The 20,145-nt window shown below is 45.4% G+C and carries 22 protein-coding genes and 1 pseudogene; 18 read left to right on the top strand and 5 right to left on the bottom strand.

Annotated features, from left to right (window positions below; genetic code table 11):
* The first annotated feature begins 70 nt into the window (after positions 1-70).
* The 3 genes and pseudogenes from CYJ37_RS05155 to CYJ37_RS27980 all read left to right on the top strand — a co-directional run bounded on the left by CYJ37_RS05155 (position 71) and on the right by CYJ37_RS27980 (position 3,638).
* Positions 71-1,372: a coiled-coil domain-containing protein gene (locus CYJ37_RS05155; RefSeq protein WP_022544032.1), complete on the top strand. Its 1,302-nt coding sequence runs from the start codon at positions 71-73 to the stop codon at positions 1,370-1,372.
* Positions 1,373-1,922: 550 nt separating this feature from the next.
* Positions 1,923-2,696, top strand: a pseudogene (locus CYJ37_RS27985) (HAMP domain-containing protein); the annotation flags it as partial.
* Entirely contained in the window at positions 2,682-3,638 is a 957-nt protein-coding gene (locus tag CYJ37_RS27980) for a methyl-accepting chemotaxis protein (protein WP_374703148.1), read from the top strand. The pseudogene CYJ37_RS27985 and the gene CYJ37_RS27980, both read left to right, overlap by 15 nt.
* Before the next feature lie 133 nt (positions 3,639-3,771).
* Here the strand turns inward: CYJ37_RS27980 and CYJ37_RS05145 are convergent, their stop codons facing one another.
* Entirely contained in the window at positions 3,772-4,089 is a 318-nt protein-coding gene (locus CYJ37_RS05145; RefSeq protein WP_009793185.1) for a hypothetical protein, read from the bottom strand.
* Between the two features lie 160 nt (positions 4,090-4,249).
* Between CYJ37_RS05145 and CYJ37_RS05140 the strand changes: the two genes are divergently transcribed.
* From CYJ37_RS05140 to CYJ37_RS05105, 8 genes are all read left to right on the top strand, one after another.
* The gene (locus CYJ37_RS05140; RefSeq protein WP_101548313.1) at positions 4,250-5,485 is read left to right on the top strand and encodes a hemolysin family protein; all 1,236 of its coding nucleotides are present in this window, start codon (positions 4,250-4,252) and stop codon (positions 5,483-5,485) included.
* Between the two features lie 168 nt (positions 5,486-5,653).
* Positions 5,654-6,436: a helix-turn-helix domain-containing protein gene (locus CYJ37_RS05135; RefSeq protein WP_101548312.1), complete on the top strand. Its 783-nt coding sequence runs from the start codon at positions 5,654-5,656 to the stop codon at positions 6,434-6,436.
* A gap of 54 nt (positions 6,437-6,490) precedes the next feature.
* Positions 6,491-6,952, top strand: coding sequence for an SRPBCC family protein (locus tag CYJ37_RS05130; RefSeq protein WP_009793188.1), 462 nt, complete (start codon positions 6,491-6,493; stop codon positions 6,950-6,952).
* Between the two features lie 16 nt (positions 6,953-6,968).
* Positions 6,969-7,328 (top strand): VOC family protein, encoded by a 360-nt coding sequence (locus CYJ37_RS05125; protein ID WP_022544029.1) that lies wholly within the window; start codon positions 6,969-6,971, stop codon positions 7,326-7,328.
* Between the two features lie 83 nt (positions 7,329-7,411).
* Entirely contained in the window at positions 7,412-8,875 is a 1,464-nt protein-coding gene (locus CYJ37_RS05120; protein ID WP_101548310.1) for an esterase/lipase family protein, read from the top strand.
* A gap of 178 nt (positions 8,876-9,053) precedes the next feature.
* Positions 9,054-10,115 carry an ArsR/SmtB family transcription factor gene (locus CYJ37_RS05115; RefSeq protein ID WP_101548308.1) on the top strand — a complete coding sequence of 354 codons (1,062 nt, stop codon included), beginning with the start codon at positions 9,054-9,056 and terminating at the stop codon, positions 10,113-10,115.
* Positions 10,100-11,323: an MFS transporter gene (locus CYJ37_RS05110; protein WP_101548306.1), complete on the top strand. Its 1,224-nt coding sequence runs from the start codon at positions 10,100-10,102 to the stop codon at positions 11,321-11,323. The genes CYJ37_RS05115 and CYJ37_RS05110 overlap by 16 nt, the downstream gene beginning before the upstream one ends.
* A gap of 150 nt (positions 11,324-11,473) precedes the next feature.
* The gene (locus CYJ37_RS05105; RefSeq protein ID WP_009793193.1) at positions 11,474-12,049 is read left to right on the top strand and encodes a DUF402 domain-containing protein; all 576 of its coding nucleotides are present in this window, start codon (positions 11,474-11,476) and stop codon (positions 12,047-12,049) included.
* A 9-nt stretch (positions 12,050-12,058) separates the two neighbouring features.
* Here the strand turns inward: CYJ37_RS05105 and CYJ37_RS05100 are convergent, their stop codons facing one another.
* Both CYJ37_RS05100 and CYJ37_RS05095 read right to left on the bottom strand, forming a co-directional pair.
* The gene (locus CYJ37_RS05100) at positions 12,059-12,730 is read right to left on the bottom strand and encodes a hypothetical protein (RefSeq protein WP_009793194.1); all 672 of its coding nucleotides are present in this window, start codon (positions 12,728-12,730) and stop codon (positions 12,059-12,061) included.
* Positions 12,731-12,759: 29 nt separating this feature from the next.
* Complete coding sequence (locus CYJ37_RS05095; RefSeq protein WP_009793195.1) at positions 12,760-13,239, bottom strand: Hsp20/alpha crystallin family protein; 480 nt, start codon at positions 13,237-13,239, stop codon at positions 12,760-12,762.
* Positions 13,240-13,426: 187 nt separating this feature from the next.
* Between CYJ37_RS05095 and CYJ37_RS05090 the strand changes: the two genes are divergently transcribed.
* Positions 13,427-13,927 carry a GNAT family N-acetyltransferase gene (locus tag CYJ37_RS05090; protein ID WP_101548304.1) on the top strand — a complete coding sequence of 167 codons (501 nt, stop codon included), beginning with the start codon at positions 13,427-13,429 and terminating at the stop codon, positions 13,925-13,927.
* A 113-nt stretch (positions 13,928-14,040) separates the two neighbouring features.
* Entirely contained in the window at positions 14,041-15,108 is a 1,068-nt protein-coding gene (locus CYJ37_RS05085) for a hypothetical protein (RefSeq protein WP_101548302.1), read from the top strand.
* 27 nt (positions 15,109-15,135) lie between these two features.
* Here the strand turns inward: CYJ37_RS05085 and CYJ37_RS05080 are convergent, their stop codons facing one another.
* Entirely contained in the window at positions 15,136-15,369 is a 234-nt protein-coding gene (locus CYJ37_RS05080; RefSeq protein WP_101548300.1) for a hypothetical protein, read from the bottom strand.
* A gap of 12 nt (positions 15,370-15,381) precedes the next feature.
* Positions 15,382-15,633: a hypothetical protein gene (locus tag CYJ37_RS05075; protein ID WP_009793199.1), complete on the bottom strand. Its 252-nt coding sequence runs from the start codon at positions 15,631-15,633 to the stop codon at positions 15,382-15,384.
* A gap of 88 nt (positions 15,634-15,721) precedes the next feature.
* On the opposite strand from CYJ37_RS05075, the gene CYJ37_RS05070 reads away from it, so the two are divergent.
* From CYJ37_RS05070 to CYJ37_RS05050, 5 genes are all read left to right on the top strand, one after another.
* On the top strand, positions 15,722-15,952 hold the full coding sequence (locus CYJ37_RS05070) for a hypothetical protein (RefSeq protein WP_009793200.1): 231 nt from the start codon (positions 15,722-15,724) through the stop codon (positions 15,950-15,952).
* Between the two features lie 195 nt (positions 15,953-16,147).
* The gene (locus CYJ37_RS05065) at positions 16,148-16,633 is read left to right on the top strand and encodes a nitroreductase family protein (RefSeq protein ID WP_101548467.1); all 486 of its coding nucleotides are present in this window, start codon (positions 16,148-16,150) and stop codon (positions 16,631-16,633) included.
* 208 nt (positions 16,634-16,841) lie between these two features.
* Positions 16,842-17,498 carry a molybdate ABC transporter permease subunit gene (gene modB / locus CYJ37_RS05060; RefSeq protein ID WP_009793202.1) on the top strand — a complete coding sequence of 219 codons (657 nt, stop codon included), beginning with the start codon at positions 16,842-16,844 and terminating at the stop codon, positions 17,496-17,498.
* Between the two features lie 96 nt (positions 17,499-17,594).
* Positions 17,595-19,184 carry a M2 family metallopeptidase gene (locus CYJ37_RS05055; RefSeq protein ID WP_180827249.1) on the top strand — a complete coding sequence of 530 codons (1,590 nt, stop codon included), beginning with the start codon at positions 17,595-17,597 and terminating at the stop codon, positions 19,182-19,184.
* A gap of 64 nt (positions 19,185-19,248) precedes the next feature.
* Positions 19,249-20,115: a PhzF family phenazine biosynthesis protein gene (locus CYJ37_RS05050; protein WP_101548292.1), complete on the top strand. Its 867-nt coding sequence runs from the start codon at positions 19,249-19,251 to the stop codon at positions 20,113-20,115.
* Positions 20,116-20,145: the final 30 nt, after the last annotated feature.

Genomic DNA, 20,145 nt, shown 5'->3' with positions numbered 1-20,145 from the left:
CGTTGGCTTTTGCAATTAGATAAAGAGAGAGTCTTATAGCTTGGCAAAGGGAAGCAGGGGGAAGAGAGCGATGAAAAAGAAATTAGTAGTGCTGAACACGACAATTATGCTTGGCCTGGGAAGTGCATTTTCCATCCCGGCAGTTAATGCGGATACATTACACAGCAAAAAAGCTCAAATCCAGGAACAGCGTTCTGGAATCCAGGCCAATATTTCTAAGGCAGCTCAAGAGATTGCAAAAGCTCAGAATGAATTGGAAAAATTGAATGCACAAATTGCACGCGTCAATCAGGCAATCAAGGATAATAACAGCAAGATTGCGACAACAAAAGAACAAATTGCTGCTACAAATGCTGAGATTGAAGAACTGAAGAAAGAAGTAGCTGTCATTCAGGAACGCATTGAGAAGAGGAATGAAGTCCTGAAGGAAAGGGCCAAGTCATTCCAGGAAAGCGGTGCTTCAGTAGGCTATCTTGAAGTGCTGATGGGTTCCACAAGCTTCAGTGATTTCATTGACCGCGTAGGAGCGGTAGCTAAGATCGTCGAGGCTGACAGAGGTTTGATGGAAGAGCATGAAGCGGATAAGAAGGAGCTCGAAGAAAAGAAGGCTTCTGTTGAGCAAAAACTGGCAGGCCTCAATGAAATGAAGACAGAACTTGAAGGCATGCAGGCTCAGATTCTTGAACAGAAGGCCCAGATTGATGTACTGAAGGCTGAGGTCCAGCAAAAGGAAAAGCAGGCTACTGCCCTGAAAGCGGACTTGCTTCAAAAAGATGCTTCACTGGCATCGGAACTGACTTCAATTGACAACGCGATTGCGCAGGAAAGAAAGCGCCAGGCTGCCGAAGCTGCAAAAGCAGTGCAAAGGAGCTACAGCTCTAATACAGCAGCATCTTCTAACAGCGGATCAAGCAGCAACAATGGAACAAGCAATAATGGCGGAAGCAGCAGTACTCAGTCGTTCGCGCCTGCTCCGAAGGCAAACGGCAATATCAATACTGCCATCACTGCAGGTTATAAATATATCGGAAACTCTGTCTATGTTTTCGGTGGAGGAAGAACTGCATCTGATGTTGCCAACGGCCGTTTTGACTGCTCAGGCTTCGTACACTGGGCTTTCGCACAGGCTGGCATTAGTGTCGGTTCAAGCACTGATTCTCTTAAAAACTCAGGCACCCGCGTTTCCACAAGCGAAATGCAGCCAGGAGACCTTGTATTCTTCAACACTTATAAAACAGATGGACATGTTGGAATATATATTGGCGGCGGTAAATTCATCGGATCACAAAGCTCGACAGGCGTAGCAATTGCCAATATGTCAAGCGGCTATTGGGCACAGAAATTCAACGGGCGTGTAGTAAGGGTCCGTTAATAAAATATTCTTGATTAAAGGAAAGGGCATTCATGCCCTCTCCTTTTTTGTTGTTCAGGAAATTATAAATTGTATGTCTTGTGGATTATTTTCAATTTTCGATCAACGTCCAGCAGTTGCGCCGAGATCACAAGTCAAACCTCCCAATAAGGCAAAGAACGCCTTTCTGGGAGGTTCGTCTTAAGGCCCCCAGGATGTGGGTCTCAAGACGTTTCCGCAGGATGTGTGTTCTTAGTCTGCGTTCCTTAAGGTGCAAGGTGCTTGCGCTATGTTCAGTTAAGATTTTTTTTGAGATTTTGGTTACCGGCCAGCAGCTGTTCTCAGAGGCCATAAATCACGTATAAACTTTCAGGCGGCTTTTTTTGCATAGTATATAGATGTATTAGTGGGCAGAGTTGGTTTAATGGCAGCTTCTAACTGGTAAACTACCTTGTTACCTCCTGCTCTCTATATGATAGTTCTATTTATCTATTATTATTTTTGAAAAATGAATATTTTCTGTTTATTCTATTGAATATCCTTTATTCTCGGCCGATAATAGTAAAAAAGGATGATTCAGGGGGCTATAATGTTTACTATTTTAAGAAATTGGAATTTGGGAAAGAAATACATAGCTGTCTTCGCTGTTACTATTTGCTTATTCATTTTATCAGCAGCAGTCGTTTTCAATCAGTTTTCTTTGATTAAGAGTGATGTTGCTTCCATTGATGAGAACAGCATGCGCGCTGTTCAGCTGACAGAGATGGGCTCCATTTACCGCTCAAAGACGATCATGGTGCTGGATTATGTTCAGGTACGCTCACAGAGAATCGTTGAAAACTATGATAAGCAGTCGGGCGAATTCCTTCAGCTGCATGAGGCATTGAAAGAAAGCATGAAAACGAAGGAGGAGCAGGAGCTCTATGCTAAGTTCATTGAAAGCGATGAGAGGCTTAATGAACAGTTTAAAAAACAGCTTATACCAAATATCGAAAGCAATGCCAAGGTTTTGACGGTCCTGAATGATATCCGCACCAAGAGGGATACTGTTATCGCACGCTTGAATGAATTAAGAGAAAGTGTGGAGGCCGGGAAAAACCAGTCAATTGCCAGTACTGAAGAAAGGCTTCAGGCAAGCATCATCATTTTAATTGCTTCTATCCTTGTTTCTTCTGCTTCTGGTTTTGCATTCATCATTCTAATTAACAGGACAGTCAAGAAAAATCTCAGGGCAGTAGTGGATAGTGCCAGGCGGGTGTCATCAGGTAATCTTTCAGGAACCCCGCTCGCTTGGAAGGGTAAAGATGAAATCGGCATCCTGGCGAGTGCCATGGACGATATGAAAGAAAATCTCCTCCAGATGGTAGGCTCCATTCAGGAAGCTGCAGGTTCGGTACAGACCCAAAGCAGTATCCTGACAAAGTCTGCCAACGAGGTAGCCGCAGGAGGCCGGCAAATATCGGCAACAATGGAGGAACTGGCTTCCGGGACTGACCAGCAGGCACTGGCCGCATCTGATCTTTCTGAAACAATGGCCAGATTCTCACAGAGCATCAAGGCTGCACATAATTTTGGAATATCTATGTCGGATACTGCCGGGAATGTATTAAAGGAAGCTTCCATTGGCATGGAGAGAATGGAGCAGGCGGGAAAGGATATGACACAGATTCATGACACCGTCGAGGCCTCTGTTTCCAAAGTTGGCGATCTTGAAAAGCAGTCAGGGGAGATTGCTTCCCTTGTTGAAGTGATCCAGGGTATTGCAGACCAGACGAATCTGCTGGCGCTGAACGCTGCGATTGAGGCGGCGAGAGCAGGAGACAGCGGAAAAGGGTTTGCCGTCGTTGCCAAGGAAGTGAAAGTACTTGCCCAGCAGGTAACCTCATCACTGGTTCATATTACTGATATCGTAGCCAGCATTCAGAGAGAATCAAAGCAAATTGCCGTTGCTTTGAAGAACAGCTACTTACAGGTTCAGCGGGGCACCGGAAGCCTGAAGGATACTGAAGAGACTTTCAGCACCCTGAAAGGATCCATCCTTTCTCTGGGAGAGACAATTTCCAAAATGAGCAGCACCCTTGAGGAGGCTAATACGAATACATCTGCCATCAGCCAGTCGGTTGAAACGATAGCATCGGTGTCCGAAGAAGCTGCAGCAGGTGTAGAAGAAACAGCTGCAACCATCATCCAATCCAATTCAGTGATGACCGATGTTGAACAAAATGCCAACAGTCTGGCAGACTTGGCAAAGCAGCTCAATCAGCTTGTCAGCCGATTTAAAATATAAGAAATGGCCCGCGGATCCAGCGGGCCATTTCTTAAATTTGCTCTGCAGCAGCGGCGGGGCAGCACCTGTCACATGTGCTCTGTTGCCGGATGAAAATCTTTTGCAGGCACACCTTGTACGGGCAAAGCTCCTTTTATGCTTTATTAGCTAATGAACGGAATATCTGTGTTCTAATGCTTCCCTGTACAATGTTTTGGATGAAAAAATCGCCTATCAGCTTAACATAGTCTTCATCGTCAAAAAGCCTTTTATTCTGAAGCTCCATTTCTGCCAGGCCTTCATAGGTGCACAGAAATGCATATGTATGGTCCGGCCCTGTGACAGGAGTCAGGATTTCTACTTTGTGATCGTACATTTCATTTCTGTGCTGCTGGATTGCTTTTATATTTTCAATAGCTTCTTCAAACTTGTCCTGCTTAAGTTCAAAGGTTTGGTAGACAAAGACAGACATTTCAAACACTCCTTATGCATTAAGGATGACAGCAATTATAGCTTTCACGGAAAAAGAATTTTTATACGGTGAAAAGGGAGAATAATGTTGAATAGGTTTATGCTTTGTATATTTTTCTAATATTGGGTATGATGGAAGAAAAAACTCTTGGAGGCAAACTGTGTTTATTGCAATAATTTTCTTTTTGTTTATGTCCTTTTTCTTGTCGGGGAGTGAAACGGCGCTGACTGCCGTTAATAAAATGAAGCTGAAGACAAGAGCTGAAAATGCTGATCATAAAGCCCAAAAGCTTCTTGATACTGTAGCAAAGCCGGATGAACTGATCACCGCTATCCTGATTGGCAATAATATAGCAAATATCATGCTTCCTACATTGGTCACCATCGTGGCAATCAATTATGGAATTAATGTAGGGATTGCGACCGGTATATTGACAGTCGTCCTGATCATTTTCGCAGAAGTGCTTCCTAAATCCATTGCTGCAACTTTTGCAGATAAAATTGCTTTCATCGTGTTCCCGGTTATCCGTTTTCTGATGATGATTCTGAAGCCATTAACATTTTTGCTGTCAAGATTCACAAGGGGAGTCATCCGTCTGCTTTCGAAGGACAGCGAAGCAGAAGTCAGCTTTTCCAAGGAAGAACTGATCACAATGGTGGATATTGCTACAACAGAAGGGACATTTAATAATGAAGAAACAACGAGGATCAAAGGAGTCATTGATTTCTTTGAACTTGATGTGCGAGATGCCCTGAAAACACCGCGGACTGAGATCATCGGCATTCCTGCTGACTCTTCATATGAAGAGGCGAGGGATATCGTTTTGCACAGCCATTATACACGGTATCCTGTGTACAAAGAGAATATGGACAATATTGTCGGGGTTTTTCACAGCAAACAGCTCCTGTCCTGGTCCCTCGACCTTTCAAATGCACTGGATGAATATACAGATAATGACCCTTTATTCATATACGAATTCCATTCAATAGAAAGGGTCTTTAAGCTTATGATGAAAGAGCGCAAGCATATTGCTATCGTCCTTGATGAATACGGAGGCACACGCGGGATCATAACTCATGAAGACATCATTGAGGCAATGATCGGACAGGAAATCAATGACGAAACCGATGATGAAGAAGTGCTGATAGAGGAACTTACCGACTCTCACATTGTCTGCAGCGGAAAGCTGTCCCTCCATCGGCTTAACGAGGCCTTCAAAACGAAGATACCGGAAGAAGAGGATGTTTTGTCCGGTTTCCTGCTGAAGGAATTAGGCTATTTTCCTGAAGAAGGAGAGACTTATGACTACCATCATCTGCGCTTTACAGTAAAGGAAATAGAAGACAATAAAGTCAAGCAGATCGAGATAACAAAACAGGCTGGTACAGTTGAATAGATAAAAGATCAGATTCTGCCGGGAAAATGGCAGAATCTTTTTTATTGGGAGCTGGAAAGCACACATTGTGATTTTGATAAAAAATCTCATTACTTTTTTCTTTGATAAAAAGGGTTTTGCAGGACAGAGAGCAAATAGAAACTAGAGCCAAAAGAAAAAGGTGAAAATATGAACCCAGAACAGATGAAGGCTGCAGATAAGGCGATTGATTATATGAAGAAGCATCTTGAGGAAGAGATCACCACAAAAGAGCTTGCCGAATTAACAGGCTACAGCCTTTTTCATTTCACGAGGATCTTTAAAAAGGCGACAGGAATCTCTCCGAGGCATTTCCTTAGTGCGTTGAGAATCGAGATGGGGAAGGAAGAACTGGCAAGGAAATCTTCACTGACTAAGGCAAGGATTGCTTCAGGGTATCTTAGCCCGGGTACGTTTCAAACCCGCTTTAAAAATCATGTGGGAATCAGCCCTAAACGATACGAAGCCAGTATGGAAATGCTGCAGAAAATGATGGATGAGACGAAAACGCTGCTCCCTGAGAGAATGGAATCAGAGGCACCGGGAAGCCGGGCAAAAGTAAGCTGTCTTATCCAGGTTCCCCCGGGATTCAGGGGAATTATTTTTGCAGGACTGTTTCCTGAGCCGATTCCCGATCAGAGGCCTGTCAAAGGGACTGCTTTCAGCCATAACAGCCCTCAATGCATTTTCACAGACATCCCGGAAGGAACTTATTATCTGCTGGCAGCAGGGCTGGAGTGGAGCATGAATCCCCTCAGGTATTTTCAGCCGGAAACATTCCTTAGGGGGAAATGGGAAGGAACGGTGGAAATTAAGAAAAACACGGACTGCAAGGCCACCGTTCAGCTGAGGGAGCCGCTGCCCCATGATCCGCCAATCTTAATCAATCTTCCTCTCTTGCTGTTTGAAAAAATAACCAACAAAGCAAACTAGAAGAATTTTTAGGAAAAGTAAGGCAGTATAATCAGGAAAAAGGAGGAGAATGCCGTGCCTATTAAAACTGATATCATCATTCAGGCTGACAAAAGCTTAGTTTGGAGAGCGTGGACCGAATCAGATAGAATAACCGAGTGGTTTGCCCCGGAAGCAGTGATCGAACCGGCAGCAGGAGGGCGGTTCGAATTATATTTCAATCCCTCAGATAAGAGCAGCATGAATACGAAAGGATGCAAAATCCTCAGTATCTTAGAAGAAGAGAAGCTTATGTTTGAATGGAAAGGGCCTGATGCTTTTGCCGGTCTAATGAATAGTGATCATAATCTGACTAAAGTAACCGTAATTCTGGAGGATATTCCGGAAGGTGTACAAATCTCGCTGCAGCATGATGGCTGGGGAGAGAGCGGGCAGTGGGATCAGGCAAAACAATGGCATATAGCGGCCTGGGACCAAATGCTGGCGAGCCTGAAGCAGAGTATTGAATCCGGCAAAGGATTACTTTGCTGCCAATAAGGAAGGGGTAACAGTAATGGCTCAATTATGTGCAATAGGGATTTATGTACCAGACTTAACAAAAGCACTCCGGTTTTATACAGAAGTACTCGATTTCGAAGTAAACAAACAGTATGGCCCGAAAATAGTGTCGCTTGCACACGGGGAACTGCCAATTATCCTGGAAGAAAGTGAAGGTGCTGATTATATAGATAGAAAGGCAGCGACAGGGCCGGTGCTAGTGCTTCAAACGGAAAACATTGAAAATGAAGTCAATCTCCTGAAATCCAAAGGTGCTGATTTACTGATGGAAGAGCCGGCAGCTTGTCCGCCGGGGAAATATATAAGTTTCAGAGATCCGTTCGGCAATATATTAGAATATTTGCAGTTTGATTGAGGAGAATCCAACTTTCTCCTCTTTTTTTGTTTGCCTGGAAAACTTACACTGGAGCTGAAAAATTTGAAAGGAGGAGGGGTTTTATGAAATCGCTTCCAGTAATGCTGTTGCTCTTTTTCTTTACTGCTCCGCTGGTATCATCTGCCGGAGGGGGCGGTGGAAGCGGGGGGAGCCCGGGGCGATGGTATCCCGGAGAAAGTCCCAATATAGTAGATCCAGCTCTTCCGCCGCTCGTGTTTATCCACGGCTACAGCAATTCTGCGAATGTCTGGCTGGAGGAAAATGATATGCCTGAAATAGCAAGGGAATATGGATATCAGACCGCATATGCCGATCTTTATCCGGATCGGGATATGTGGGAAAACGGAATGATGCTGGCAGGCATGCTTGAAGAAATCTATTATCATTTCGGGCAGAAAAAACTGGCAGTCGTCGCCTACAGCAAGGGCGGTGTGGATAGTCAGACAGCCCTCGTCCATAATGAAGCATATCCTTATGTCTCCCGAGTAATCACCCTATCTACTCCCCACTGCGGCACACAGCTCGCAGACCTTGCCAATAGCAGTGCCGCCGGCTGGCTTTCCGAACTCCTCGGCACCCGCAATGATGCAACTGCCTCACTTCAGACAGGATATATGAGCTATTACCGCAGTTTGACAGACTCCCATTCGAACGCACAGCGGATTCCCTTTTACACAATCGGTGGGACCGGCTGGGGCAGCTTTGGATCGGCAACATATTGGGGAGGCTTGTATTTGAGCCAGTATGGCAGGAATGATGGCGTCGTCCCCCTAATCAGTTCGAGGCTTTCAGGCTTCCCTGTCATAGCTGAGCATTCCTGGAATCATTCAAGCATAAAGCAAGGGTCTGTCATATTTCCCGAGCTGAATCCCTTTTTAACTGCTACTTCTTTCCAAAAAGATCATTATTCCCCCTTGTTAACTGATACGGATTTTTCCCAGGCTGACAGCATGATCATCCACGGTGGAATGGGAGATGAGATGCTTGAAGATTCCTTTCTTATTGAAAATGAAGTAAAGGCAGCCTCAGTGTCTGTGTTGAGCAGCAAACGCCTTCCTGACCTGGTGATAGTGGATGAGCAGGGCAACAGTTATACAGCCGGCAGAACTTATAAAGATGCTTCAGGATTTTTTTCAGGGGCATATGTTACTGAATTTACTATAAAAAATCCTGTACCAGGCAAATGGACTGTGAGCAGCAAAACGGGACGCACCGGATTTCTGTATACGGTCAGCCTCGAGAGAGATAGTAGCATTCCAGGGATTAGCAAAGAGCTGAACAGCTGGAAAAGTGCGCAGGCAGGCAGGAAGTACAAAACAGAATGGATTCATACCAAAGGCAAGGGAGACGGCTATTTAACCTTCCGCGGCCTAAAAGCGGGGCTTCCTGATGCTTCAGATTTCAAAGAGGAAGGCATATACAGCCTCACCATCCAAATTACCGGCAAAACAGGCCAGGGTAAAGCATTTGAAAGGAGTATGGTTAAATCCATCTATGTAGATGGAGCAGGCAAAATTTATAAGTAGGATAAAGTATCATAGCCTTCTTATTAAAAGATATGATTCAAGGCATCGGCATACGCCGGTGCCTTGATTTTTAACTATTCGATATTTTTGAAACTTTCGGTTCTGAATATATTGAATAAAAGTTTCGGATAATTTAAAATATTTAATAATACGCCGTATCTTTGTAAGGGAGATGTCTATGGAACATATTAATCTATCCGGAAGAAAGAGAGAGAGCTACAAGCTGGAGTTCAGCCATTCCCTTTTATGGGAGTGCGCCCTTGGCATAGCAGCAGTGACCAACGGGGCGCTGATTGACACGCTTGAGCATTCAGCAAAACTTTCAGGAATCAGGTCGGGGGCCTCTCGCGGCCTTAAGGATCAGCTGGATCATATTGAAAAGAATAATACATGGAAGTCGCTGCTTCAGCTTCTGCATCATGTGGAAGCCCGCACCCTGCAGGAATTTATTTCAGCTGTAGAGAAAATGGATGGAAAAGAGCTGAAGCAGATCTGTCTGCCTTTTCTGGGCCAGGAAAAAGAAGAAGCGAGGAAGCGTGCAGCCTCCGGGCATGCTGAATCCCTTGAAGAATTAATCCGTCATGTGGAAGGGCATAAATTTTTCCCGGCATATATCGCCTATATCTTTAAGGAATCGCCAGGGAAACTGAAGAAGCATTTTATTGCCAGTATGGAAGGCTGGTACCTGGCAGCCATTGAACCGGATAAACACAGGCTTTCAGCAATACTGGAAAAAGATGTTCATGACAAAAAACTGCTGGCTGCCAGGACGTCCCCTGAAGACCTTGCTGAACAGGCAACAGGGGGAATTGCCTACCTTCCAGAGCCTGGTGTTTTTACTGTCAGGCTGATTCCGCAATATGTGTACCGTCCCTGGACCATTGAAGCAGATCTGGAAGGCACAAAGGTATTTTATTATCCGGTTTCAAACAGCAGCCTGCCGGCTGATGTGCCGGACAGTCCGGATTATTTCCTGGTTCAAAAGCAAAAGGCGCTCGGTGATGAATTCAGGCTACGAATTGTCAAGCTCCTTTTCAAGGAGGACCTGCCATTGCAGGATATTACCGAGGAGCTGAATATCGGGAAATCGACTGTACACCATCATCTTAAGATTCTCAGGGCAGCCAAGCTTGCAGAAGTGCACAATCATAAATACAGGCTGAAAAAAGAAGCGGTCCTTTCTTTGGGAAGAGAGCTCGAGAGGTATCTGAAGGGTGGATGTGAATGGTCTGGAAACTGAAGCCGTTCCGTTATTTATGGGCAGGTGCAGCCGCTTCAGAAGCAGGGGGAGCACTCGGCACCTTCTGTAATTCGATCATGGTATATGAATTGACAGGATCAAAGCTGGCTCTTGGCAGCATGTGGCTGCTGTATTATCTGCCCTCCCTCATCCTTCAGCTTATTTCAGGGCCATTTATCGACAAATGGAGCCGCAAGTGGATCATGGTAGTCTCACAATGGACAAGAAGTCTTTTTTTTCTTCTTCCTTTTGTGATGATCAGTACCAGCCAGCTTGAAGTTTGGCATATTTACGCTGCCCAGATCGCTGTAGGGCTGGTGTCTCCATTTTATGTCCCGGCAAGCCAGGCCTTACTTCCTTCGCTGATAAAAGGAGACAGTCTGCAGTCTGCCAACGCTGTACTCGACGGTACAGTCAGACTGCTGTCCATGATCATCCCGATGACGGGCGGGGTTGTTATTGAGAGAGCAGGGACAGAGGTGAGTCTGCTGCTCGTGACAATTTTTCTGCTGATAAGCGGCAGCTTTCTTTTATTTATTGCAGAACCAGAAGAAGAAAGGACCATCAGAAAAACATGGATTGAAGAATTCAAGGAGGGAATCTTCTATTATATTAGGAACCCTCTGCTGCTGTGGCTTGGGATTTTCCTTGCTTTCGTCCAGTTTGGGGTAGGAGCCGCCATGGTCCTTAATCTTCCGTACATAACTGACGAACTTTCAGAGAGCTACGGCAGCTACGGCCTCTTTATGGCGGGCTTTCCGGTGGGCTATCTTGCCGGCACGCTTCTTGTCGGGAAGGTGCGAATAAGCAATCGCCGCACTTCTATCCTTGGCGCGCTAATGGCAGGAGGATCGACTTATATCCTGCTGGCGTTTAACGCCAGTCTTGCAGCCGCGGTAGCGATTGAAGCAGCTGCCGGAATTTTTATGGCATTTTTCAATATACAAAGTACAGTCATCTATCAGCAGACGGTACCGGACTATTTGAGAGGAAAAGTTTTCTCGGCCAGGCTGTTCATCATCAGGGGGGCGATGCCCTTGGGAGTGCTTGCAGGAACCCTTTTGGGAAGCCTTTGGGGAGTCAGGCCCATGTTCCTCCTTATTGGGATATTGATCATCACAGCATCTGCAATAGGACTCCTTCATCCTTATTTTGCATTTCTAAATAATCAGACCGGTCATCAGGTACAAGGAACTGAAAGGGAATAACCTGGGTAGAGGGACGTATGTGCCTCCATAAGGGTACTAGCTTTATGCTGAAAAGGGGAATGGATTGCTGGTTAAAAGAATTAAAAAAGTGAATACATTTATATAAAAATAGACTTAGTTTTTTGCTGTATTTACAAGGAGGATATCTTTATGCTTAAACGGGTAGACGGAAGGAGAGGCGCATGGAAGCGTGTTACCGACAGAGCTTATTCACAATGCTGGCTCGATGCTAAAGAATTCACGGGCCACTTAGCTCTCATTGAGTTGATCAAAGTTACGGAAAAACTGACAGTCAAATACGAAGAAAAAGAGATATGCATTGCTGCCGATGGCTACAGCTGGCTTCAGCATTTTCCGGAGGGAAAATTTTATACGGTAACGACCATGATGGATGAGAACGGAGAAATTCTCCAATGGTATATCGATATCTGTCATGAGATTGGACTCGAAGAAAATATTCCCTGGATGGATGATCTGTTCCTGGATATCGTTGTACTGCCAGCAGGAAATGTATATCTGCTGGATGAAGAAGAACTGGAGGATGCCCATAATGCCGGCATAATAACTAGAGAAATGTATAATCTTGCAAGGAATCAGGCTAGTGAACTGATGGCTGCAATCCAGGCCGGCAGCTTCCCGCTATTAAATTTGGCAAAAGAGCATGCTGAAATCGTGAAAAGAGAAGGTTTTTCAGAGCCTGTTAGACCAGATAGCAAAAGACGGTGAACAGAACACTCACTCTGGAGAATGTTCTTCACCGCCTTCTTTTTCCTTTAATGAGTCAGAGCTTTCTTCTTCGCTGCCGGAAAAGTCCTGTGGACTGATGCCGCCTCCGTAGGTTGCGCCGATATTCATCTGGCCGCTGAGTTCCTTTACCCCCAGCTGATTGATATTATTGGTCAATTCGTATTTATCGACTATGAACCTGTCAATATGGAATTCCTGAAAAATGACAGGTGGAGAGCTCTTGGGGTCAGTCTGGGCAGAAGGTATGTCCACATGGGGATTTTCTTTTGTGACAGCATATAAAGCAGAGATTTCCCGCCTCAGTTCTGAATTCTCTTTCTCCAGGCGGGAAAGGGCATTTTCAGTATTCCGGAGACGCTGCTCCAGGTTTCCTATCTGTTGGAGACAGCGGCCGAGTGCTGCATCAATCATTTTTTCAACCTGATTATTTTCTAGAGCAGGACCGGGGGTTTGTTTTATGCCAGCGGCAGGTGTCCGGGCTGTGAATTTCTTTTTCAGGGCGACCAGGCTGCCCAATTCTTTCTCGATGGTTAGGAAACGCCTGATATGGACATCGCATGTCCTGATTTTTTTAGACTCATCTTCAAGAGATTCGATCCTAGATTCAAGCCCGGCCAGACGGTCACCGTGAACCTTGCCAAGTAAATGTTTAAACGCCATATCTCACCACACCATTAAGTCCTTGTTTTTCATTCAATCGGTATCTGTTCCTCTGGCTGGGAGATCTTCCCGTAGCTGATCTCCAGGAGGCCGTTGATAAATTTTGCTGAAAGTTTATTATCATTGGGAATGGCAGGAAGTTTTACAGCTCTTTCAAAATTCCCATGGAATCTTTCTTTTTGAATATTCTTTATACCGCTGTATGGTACGTAAATAGTTCCCCTGATGATCAGCCTGTCACCCTGGAGGAACAGCTGGACATCCTCCCTTTGGATGCCTGGCAGACCTGCCAGCAGGATGATTTGTGTTTCTGTTTCGTATATATCCACTAGCGGAAATTCGGCTGACTTCCGGTAGCCGGCTTCCCCCGGCTCGCCGGCAAAGCTGTTGAAAGCCGCAGATTCCCCGAATTGGCCTCCTGGCCCCTGTTCAAATACCTGGTTCCAAAAATCCCCGCCCTGCACCTTCTGGGCAAGCTCCATCCATTGCTTCATTTTTTCGAGGTCCATCCTATCACCTGCTTTATAAGTTTCCAGGGATCATTGTTTATTATTTATCTTATTTTCAGATATGCTATTCATGCCAAAATGATTGGAAGTTTAGCTGTTTCAAAGAAAATCAGACACATTTTTTTAATAGCTATTGGTATTCTTCTTCCTGTGCCATAATTGAATCAGTTAAAGAGGAGGAGTAAATATGATAATCAGGAAGCTGCTGGCAGAAGACGCAGGAGAATACAAAAAGCTGCGGCTTGAAGCACTGCAAAATAAACCGGAAGCATTTGCTTCCAGTTATGAAGAAGAATGCGGAAACCCTGCCGATTTCTACGCCAAGCGTTTTGCCTCAGGTCTCTCTGCAGAGTTTGGCATATTTGAGAAAGGAGCTTTGGCCGGAACGGCAGCTTTAATCAAGGAGACTAAATTAAAGCTTAAGCATCGGGCCATAATTGCAGCCGTGTACGTAAAGCCTGAATATAGGGGCAGGGGAGCTGCAAGGAAGCTGATTGAAGCTGCTCTTTCTGAAGCCTCTGGTGACCATAATATAGAACAGGTCACCCTCTCAGTTGAAAGTGGAAATGAGCCTGCCAAAAGGCTGTATGCGTCATTTGGATTTACTGTATATGGTGTTGAAAAAAGGGCATTGAAAATGGGTGAAAACTATTATGACGAAGACCATATGATTCTTTATCTGAGTTGAGGAGGCGAGAGCCTTCTTATTTAGTTTTCGTTGTAATTATAATTACCTTTAAAAGTAAGTTTGTGTTGCTTTATAAAGTAATTTAAATTACTCTTAAGAAGGAGGTGGAATATTTGGAAAATTTAAGCCTGAATGTTGCCTTGCTTCGGAGAAAAGTCCCGAATTTAACTGCAGCCGCCAAGTCAGTCGGACTTCGTCCGGCTACAGTCTCCAATTTATGCACCGGCAAGATCCCTGTAGGAAGGGCAGAGGTCAGGACAATTGCTGCGCTTGCTGAACTGGCAGAATGCAGCCTGGATGATTTGATCATTAGAGGGGAGAAGGCAGAGATGATTGAAACGAAGATCAAGGCGCTCGATCTGTTTGCACCACTGGCTAAAGGAGGGACAGCCGGTCTTGTCGCAAGGCCGGGAATGGGGCAGCTTGTCCTCCTGACAGAGATATTTTTCCGGCTGAAGAAGGAAGGCTACAAGACAATCCTGCTCATTCCGGAAGGGGAGTATCCAGAACTCCAGGATATTCTGATCAACACCGATTTTTCTGCCGCAACCATTGAGGACGCATACCAACTTCTCACTGACCATTCAAAAAATCAAGATGTTCTGTTTGCTGCTGACAGAGCACATGTGGTAAACGGAACCATACATGATTTGCAGGGCAGGCTGGATGCTGGCGGTCCGGACTCAGTAACGACCTTCCTCCTCGATTTAAAAGGGGAGGCAGTAGATGAAGAATTTCCTTACGGGCCGCTGGAAACCTTATGGCAGTTTGATGCCGACCTTGCTGCCAGGCATTTATATCCTGCCGTGAATCCTATTTATTCTGCCTCATCTGTCCTTGAGGGGGCATATCTGGATCAGGCCCATCTGACCATCCAGCAGAAGGCGCAAAAGCTCCTTCGCCGATATAAGGAGTTAAAGGCGCTTGTCCAAGCCGGGGGAATAAAGAGGCTTCCATCTTCTGAAACACTGGGGTATCAGCGCGGGGCATTGCTGGAAGCCTATCTGACCCAGCCATTTTATACAGCAGAAGCATTTACAGGCCAAAAAGGGCAATCGGTGTCTCTTCAGGAAAACCTCTCTGACGTCCGAAAAATCCTGGATGGCGGTGCAGATGCTTATTCGGCAGATGAGCTGGCCTATATTGGAAGCCTGGCCAGCCATCAGGAGAAAGAATCATAAGAAAAAGCCCGCTCCAGCGGGCTTTTTCTATATCACACTGTTTTTCACTGAGTTGGAATCATTCAGGTCAGGATCGGCAATCCAGGATATAGGGATATTTATAGGTGAGACGTCTCCATTTTGTTCGCCAAATCCCTGGTTTCTCTTATACGAGATGAACTGGTCGATAAATTGGTTCGGCCCCATATTCACAATAGAAGCATGGTCAAGCACATTGACCTTTAAGGCGAGAAGATTTACCACCATGGGGGCAAATATCACTGGCATCACTCCCTACAGATTTGGAATTCTCGCAGAATCGAAGGTCGAATTGGAGTCAAGCTGATCACGGTCATCAACGATTCCCTTTGTACCGATAAATCCGCTTGCATCCCCAAAATTCTGTCCGTAGCCCTGATTCTTTTTATCCGAATTATGCCACTCGGCAAGAAGGTTCTGGCCGATATTGACTGCGGAAGCGTTCTCGAAAGAATTGATCTTGATTGCGCAGATGTTGATATTGATAAATGGCGCAGGAGCCGGCAATTATATCTCCCCCTTTGTTTGCTTCTAAGTATATTCAGCTCAGCATAATTTATGATAAACGGGCGTTGAGAAGAAAAGGGGGAAAAGCATGTTCTATCCTGCGCGTGTAACCATAGGCAAGACATCAATAAGAAGTTCTGATCATGGTAATGGCATAGTATTTGGCCAGAATATTACGGTGAACAAAGCCGTGAATGGAAAGAAAAATCAGGGATTTGGACAGCAGTCTGCTGACGGGGTTTTTCTGGCGATGCCGGCAGGTGTAGTGTGGGATGGTGAGCAGGATGACAGCAGAAGTGTGAAAAATAACAACATCTAGCTAGGCCACAAAGGTCCGCAGAATTTTAGAATAACTGTCCAAGTCGCTGCATACCTATAAAGTATATACCTCCGAAAGCAAAAGCCCTGCTGCTAAAAGTACGGGGCTTTTGCTTTATGGTTCTAATCAGAGGAATTATTTGCTATAATAAACTTGACGAAAATGATTATCATTATTGATGAGGTGCTTGCTGTAATGAATATTGAACAATTGGTTACCACTAGAAGAACAATTAAAAAGTTTAAAGCAGATCCAGTGGATGAGGCGCTGTTCATGAAGTGGCTTCAAGCGGCCAGCCTTGCTCCCAACCATAAAATGACTGAGCCTTGGGATATTATTTTTGCCGGCCCGGAGACACGCGGAAAGCTGAAGCATAAAACAGATTTTGGCGGAGCGCCGGAAGTGATGGCCGTCACAGTCAAGCATGGAAAAACTGATCTGGAGACAGTTGAAAATACAGCTGCCGTTGCATGCTTTATCCAGAATTTCATGCTGCAGGCATGGGATGAGGGAGTTGGGACTTTCTGGTGTTCTCTTGGTGCTTCAAAGGCTGCGAGGGAAGTGCTCGGAGTTGAGGAAGGGAGCGAAGTAGTCGGCATCATCGCTTTTGGCTACCCTGAAGAAATCCCGGCTATCAAAGAGCGCATCAGCATTGAAAATAAGATTAAAAAGCTTCCATAAATAATGGATAGAAGGACAAGGCAATTGCCTGTCCTTTTTTATTTTGGCAAATTCGGCTGAAAACTATAAAAAGAATACCTCTAAATCTTAAGAGACAGAAAGCAAAATCCCTTTATCGCCTTCATTTTTCGGCTATAATGAATCTAGCAGAAAATACAGGGGGCATTAAAATAATGAAACTAGTTGAATATAGCCGGAGAAGGGTAGGATGACGGAAGATTTCTGGTCGCCCGTCCGGCTGTCGATTTCTGTGGCTGCCATTTCATTGGCCATTGTTTTTGCTGCAGGCATTCTTCTGGCAAGATTGCTTGCATTTAAAAAATTTAAAGGAAAGCCGCTTATAGAAACCATCCTCCTCCTGCCTCTCGTACTCCCCCCATCAGTGGTCGGATTCCTGCTGATCATCGTGTTTGGAAAGCAGTCATTCTTTGGGAGAGCGATAGAAATCTTTATTGGGCAGCCGGTTATATTTACATGGCTGGCAGCCGTAATCGCGTCCAGTGTTGTCGCCTTTCCTCTGATGTACCAGTCTGCAAAGACAGGCTTTGAAACGATCGAGAAGGAAATAGAGGATGCTTCAAGAGTTGATGGAGCTTCAGAGGTGAAGGTTTTTCTCTATATAGCACTGCCGCTGTCGGCCAAAGCACTGGCAGCCGGAGCCATACTCAGCTTTGCCAGAGCACTTGGGGAGTTTGGGGCAACACTGATGTTTGCCGGCAATATTCCCGGCAAAACACAAACGATTCCGACGGCCATTTATTTTGCCATTGACTCGGGCAATATGGAGATGGCCTGGCTTTGGACGGCAGTCATGATCGGCATTTCCTTTATCATGCTTGCAGCAGTCAATGCTTTCAGCAAATAAAAATTTCGGTATACGAAATTTTTACGCAGAGAAACAGGGTTTTTGCTGTCATGCCAAGAATATATAATAAGTCCGAAAACCAGAGGAGGAAAAAGCATGACAGCAGAACAGTTTTTACAAAAGCAAAACGAAGCCTTGCAAAAGCTCCAGAAAAAGCGCGCTGAAGCTTCATGGAAAGCTTCTACAACTGGAGAAGATGAATGGAACAGGAAGACAGCTGAGGCACAGACGGATGTCAGCCTCTACTTATCAGATTCTGAAAGATTTCAAGAGGTAAAGGAATTCCTCGAAAGCGGGGAACTAAACCAGCTTGAACAAAGGCAGCTGCAGCTGCTGAAGAACAGCATGGTAAAAAATCAGCTTGACGCAGATGTACTTAAGGAACTTTCTGAAAGAAGCTCAGAGTTAGTAGGTGTCTTCAATACATACAGAGCCGTTCTGGATGGAAGGGAAGTGTCGGAAAATGATATCAGAAAAATCCTTACAGATAGCAAGGATAACGAGCTGCGTGAGAGGGCCTGGCATGCAAGCAAGACAATTGGCAGCAAAGTCGAAAAGAAGCTAATTGACCTTGTGAAATTAAGGAACGAAACAGCCATGAAGCTTGGCTACAGAAATTTTCATGAAATGAGCTTTGAACTCCAGGAGCTGGACAGGGACGTTATTTTTGCTATCTTCGATGAGCTGAAGAAAATTTCGGATGAACCATTCCATCAGCTGAAGCGGGAAATGGATGAGGAAATTGCAGAACGCCTTTCCATATCAATAGATGAAATCAGGCCTTGGCATTATGCGGATCCATTCTTTCAGGAAGCGCCTCCTTCTAAAGCACTGAACTTGGATTCTTACTATGAAGGGAAGAATCTGGAGGAGCTGACAGCTGCTACATTTGCTTCCATGGGAATGGAGATAGGGGATATGCTGGAAAACAGCGATCTTTATCCGCGGGAAAAGAAAAATCAGCATGCATTTTGTACAGACATCGACAGGGAAGGGGACGTAAGGGTCCTGTGCAACAACAGCAGCAGCGATTACTGGTCGACCACCATGCTGCATGAGTTCGGGCATGCCGTATATTTCAAATATATTGACCGGGATCTTCCTTTCCTTCTCAGAGCACCGGCACATACATTGACGACTGAAGCGATTGCGATGCTTTACGGACGGATGGGCCGGAATCCGGAGTGGCTGGGGAAATTCCTCGGCATTAATGAGCAGGAATTAAAAGAACTGGCTGGCGAGCTGAAATTGGCGCTCAGAAGGCAGATGCTCATTTCAGCCCGCTGGTTCATCACTTTTTCGCTGTTTGAAAAAGAACTATATGAAAATCCGGACCAGGATCTGAACCGTCTCTGGTGGAAAATCGTCAAAGAGGTCCAATTCCTGAATCCGCCGGAAAATCAGGATATCCCGCACTGGGCAGCTAAGATCCACTTTACCCTTGTGCCTGTATACTATCAAAATTATCTGTTGGGGGAACTTACAACCTCACAGCTGGAACAGCATATCAAGAAAAATCTGAAGGGTGATATTCTTTCTAAAGAAGCAGGAAGCTATCTGCTTGAAGAATTTTTCAAGCCGGGAGCGGCCCTCCACTGGAATGAAAAGATAGAAAAAGCAACCGGCGAAAAACTCAACCCGCAGCATTTCATAGACCAATTCGTAGGGGATCTGCAGCAGGCATAACAGAAAAAAGGCCGCTTTCTTCACAGGAAGCGGCTTTTATAATGGAAAGGAAGGAAACTTTTATATGAAAGTAAACGTCTATATAGTACATGCATTCTGCAGGGACAATAAGGGAGGAAACCCGGCAGGAGTGGTTCTCGACACAGATGGCCTGAGCACCGTCCAGATGCAGAAAGTTGCCTCAATGGCGGGATTTTCTGAAACGGCATTTATCAGCCGTTCAAGAGCAGGTGAAATATCCTTGAGGTACTTTACACCGGAGAACGAAGTCGACCTTTGCGGACACGCTACTGTCGCCTCCTTCCATCTGCTTGTCAAGGAAGGCAGGATTCCCCCTGGAGAGCACACATTTGAATGTCATGCAGGCTTTCTTAAAGCAAGAGCGAGTGACACGGGAGAGGTCTTCCTGGAACAGCCTCTTCCGAAAATGGGAACAGCTCTTCCTCCAGAAGAGGCTGCAGTTTCCTTGGGAATCAGCCTTGATGATCTTGCTGAAGGTCTTCCGGTCCAGATTGTTTCTGCCGGACTTCCGGACATTATGGTCCCTATCCGTTCCCGTGATGTTCTGGAATCGATCCGGCCTGATTTCGTGCGGGTGGCTGAGATCAGCAGAAAGTATCAGGCAATAGGGTATCATCTGTTTGCTTTCAATGAAAAAGGCAGTCCTGCGGCAGTCTGCCGCAATCTTGCTCCTGCAGCCGGCATACCAGAGGAAAGTGCGACAGGAAGTGCCAGCGGCGCTCTATGCGGCTATCTTTATCATCATCAAAAAATTGCAGCCGGCCCGCATTTTTTTCACCAGGGAGAAACAATGGGGCTGCCCTCTATCATAAAGGCAAATCTATCAGCCGCAGATGATTCAGGGGAAATTGAAAGACTGGAAATTGGCGGTGCGGCGAAAGTGAAAGACAAGATGGTGATGCACATTTAATGCTGTATACATAAAAATTTTCGACAGCAT

The sequence above is a fragment of the Bacillus sp. UMB0728 genome, assembly GCF_002858875.1.
In the GTDB taxonomy this organism is placed as follows: domain Bacteria; phylum Bacillota; class Bacilli; order Bacillales; family Cytobacillaceae; genus Bacillus_AB; species Bacillus_AB infantis.
This window is presented reverse-complemented; position numbering and strand designations above follow the sequence as displayed.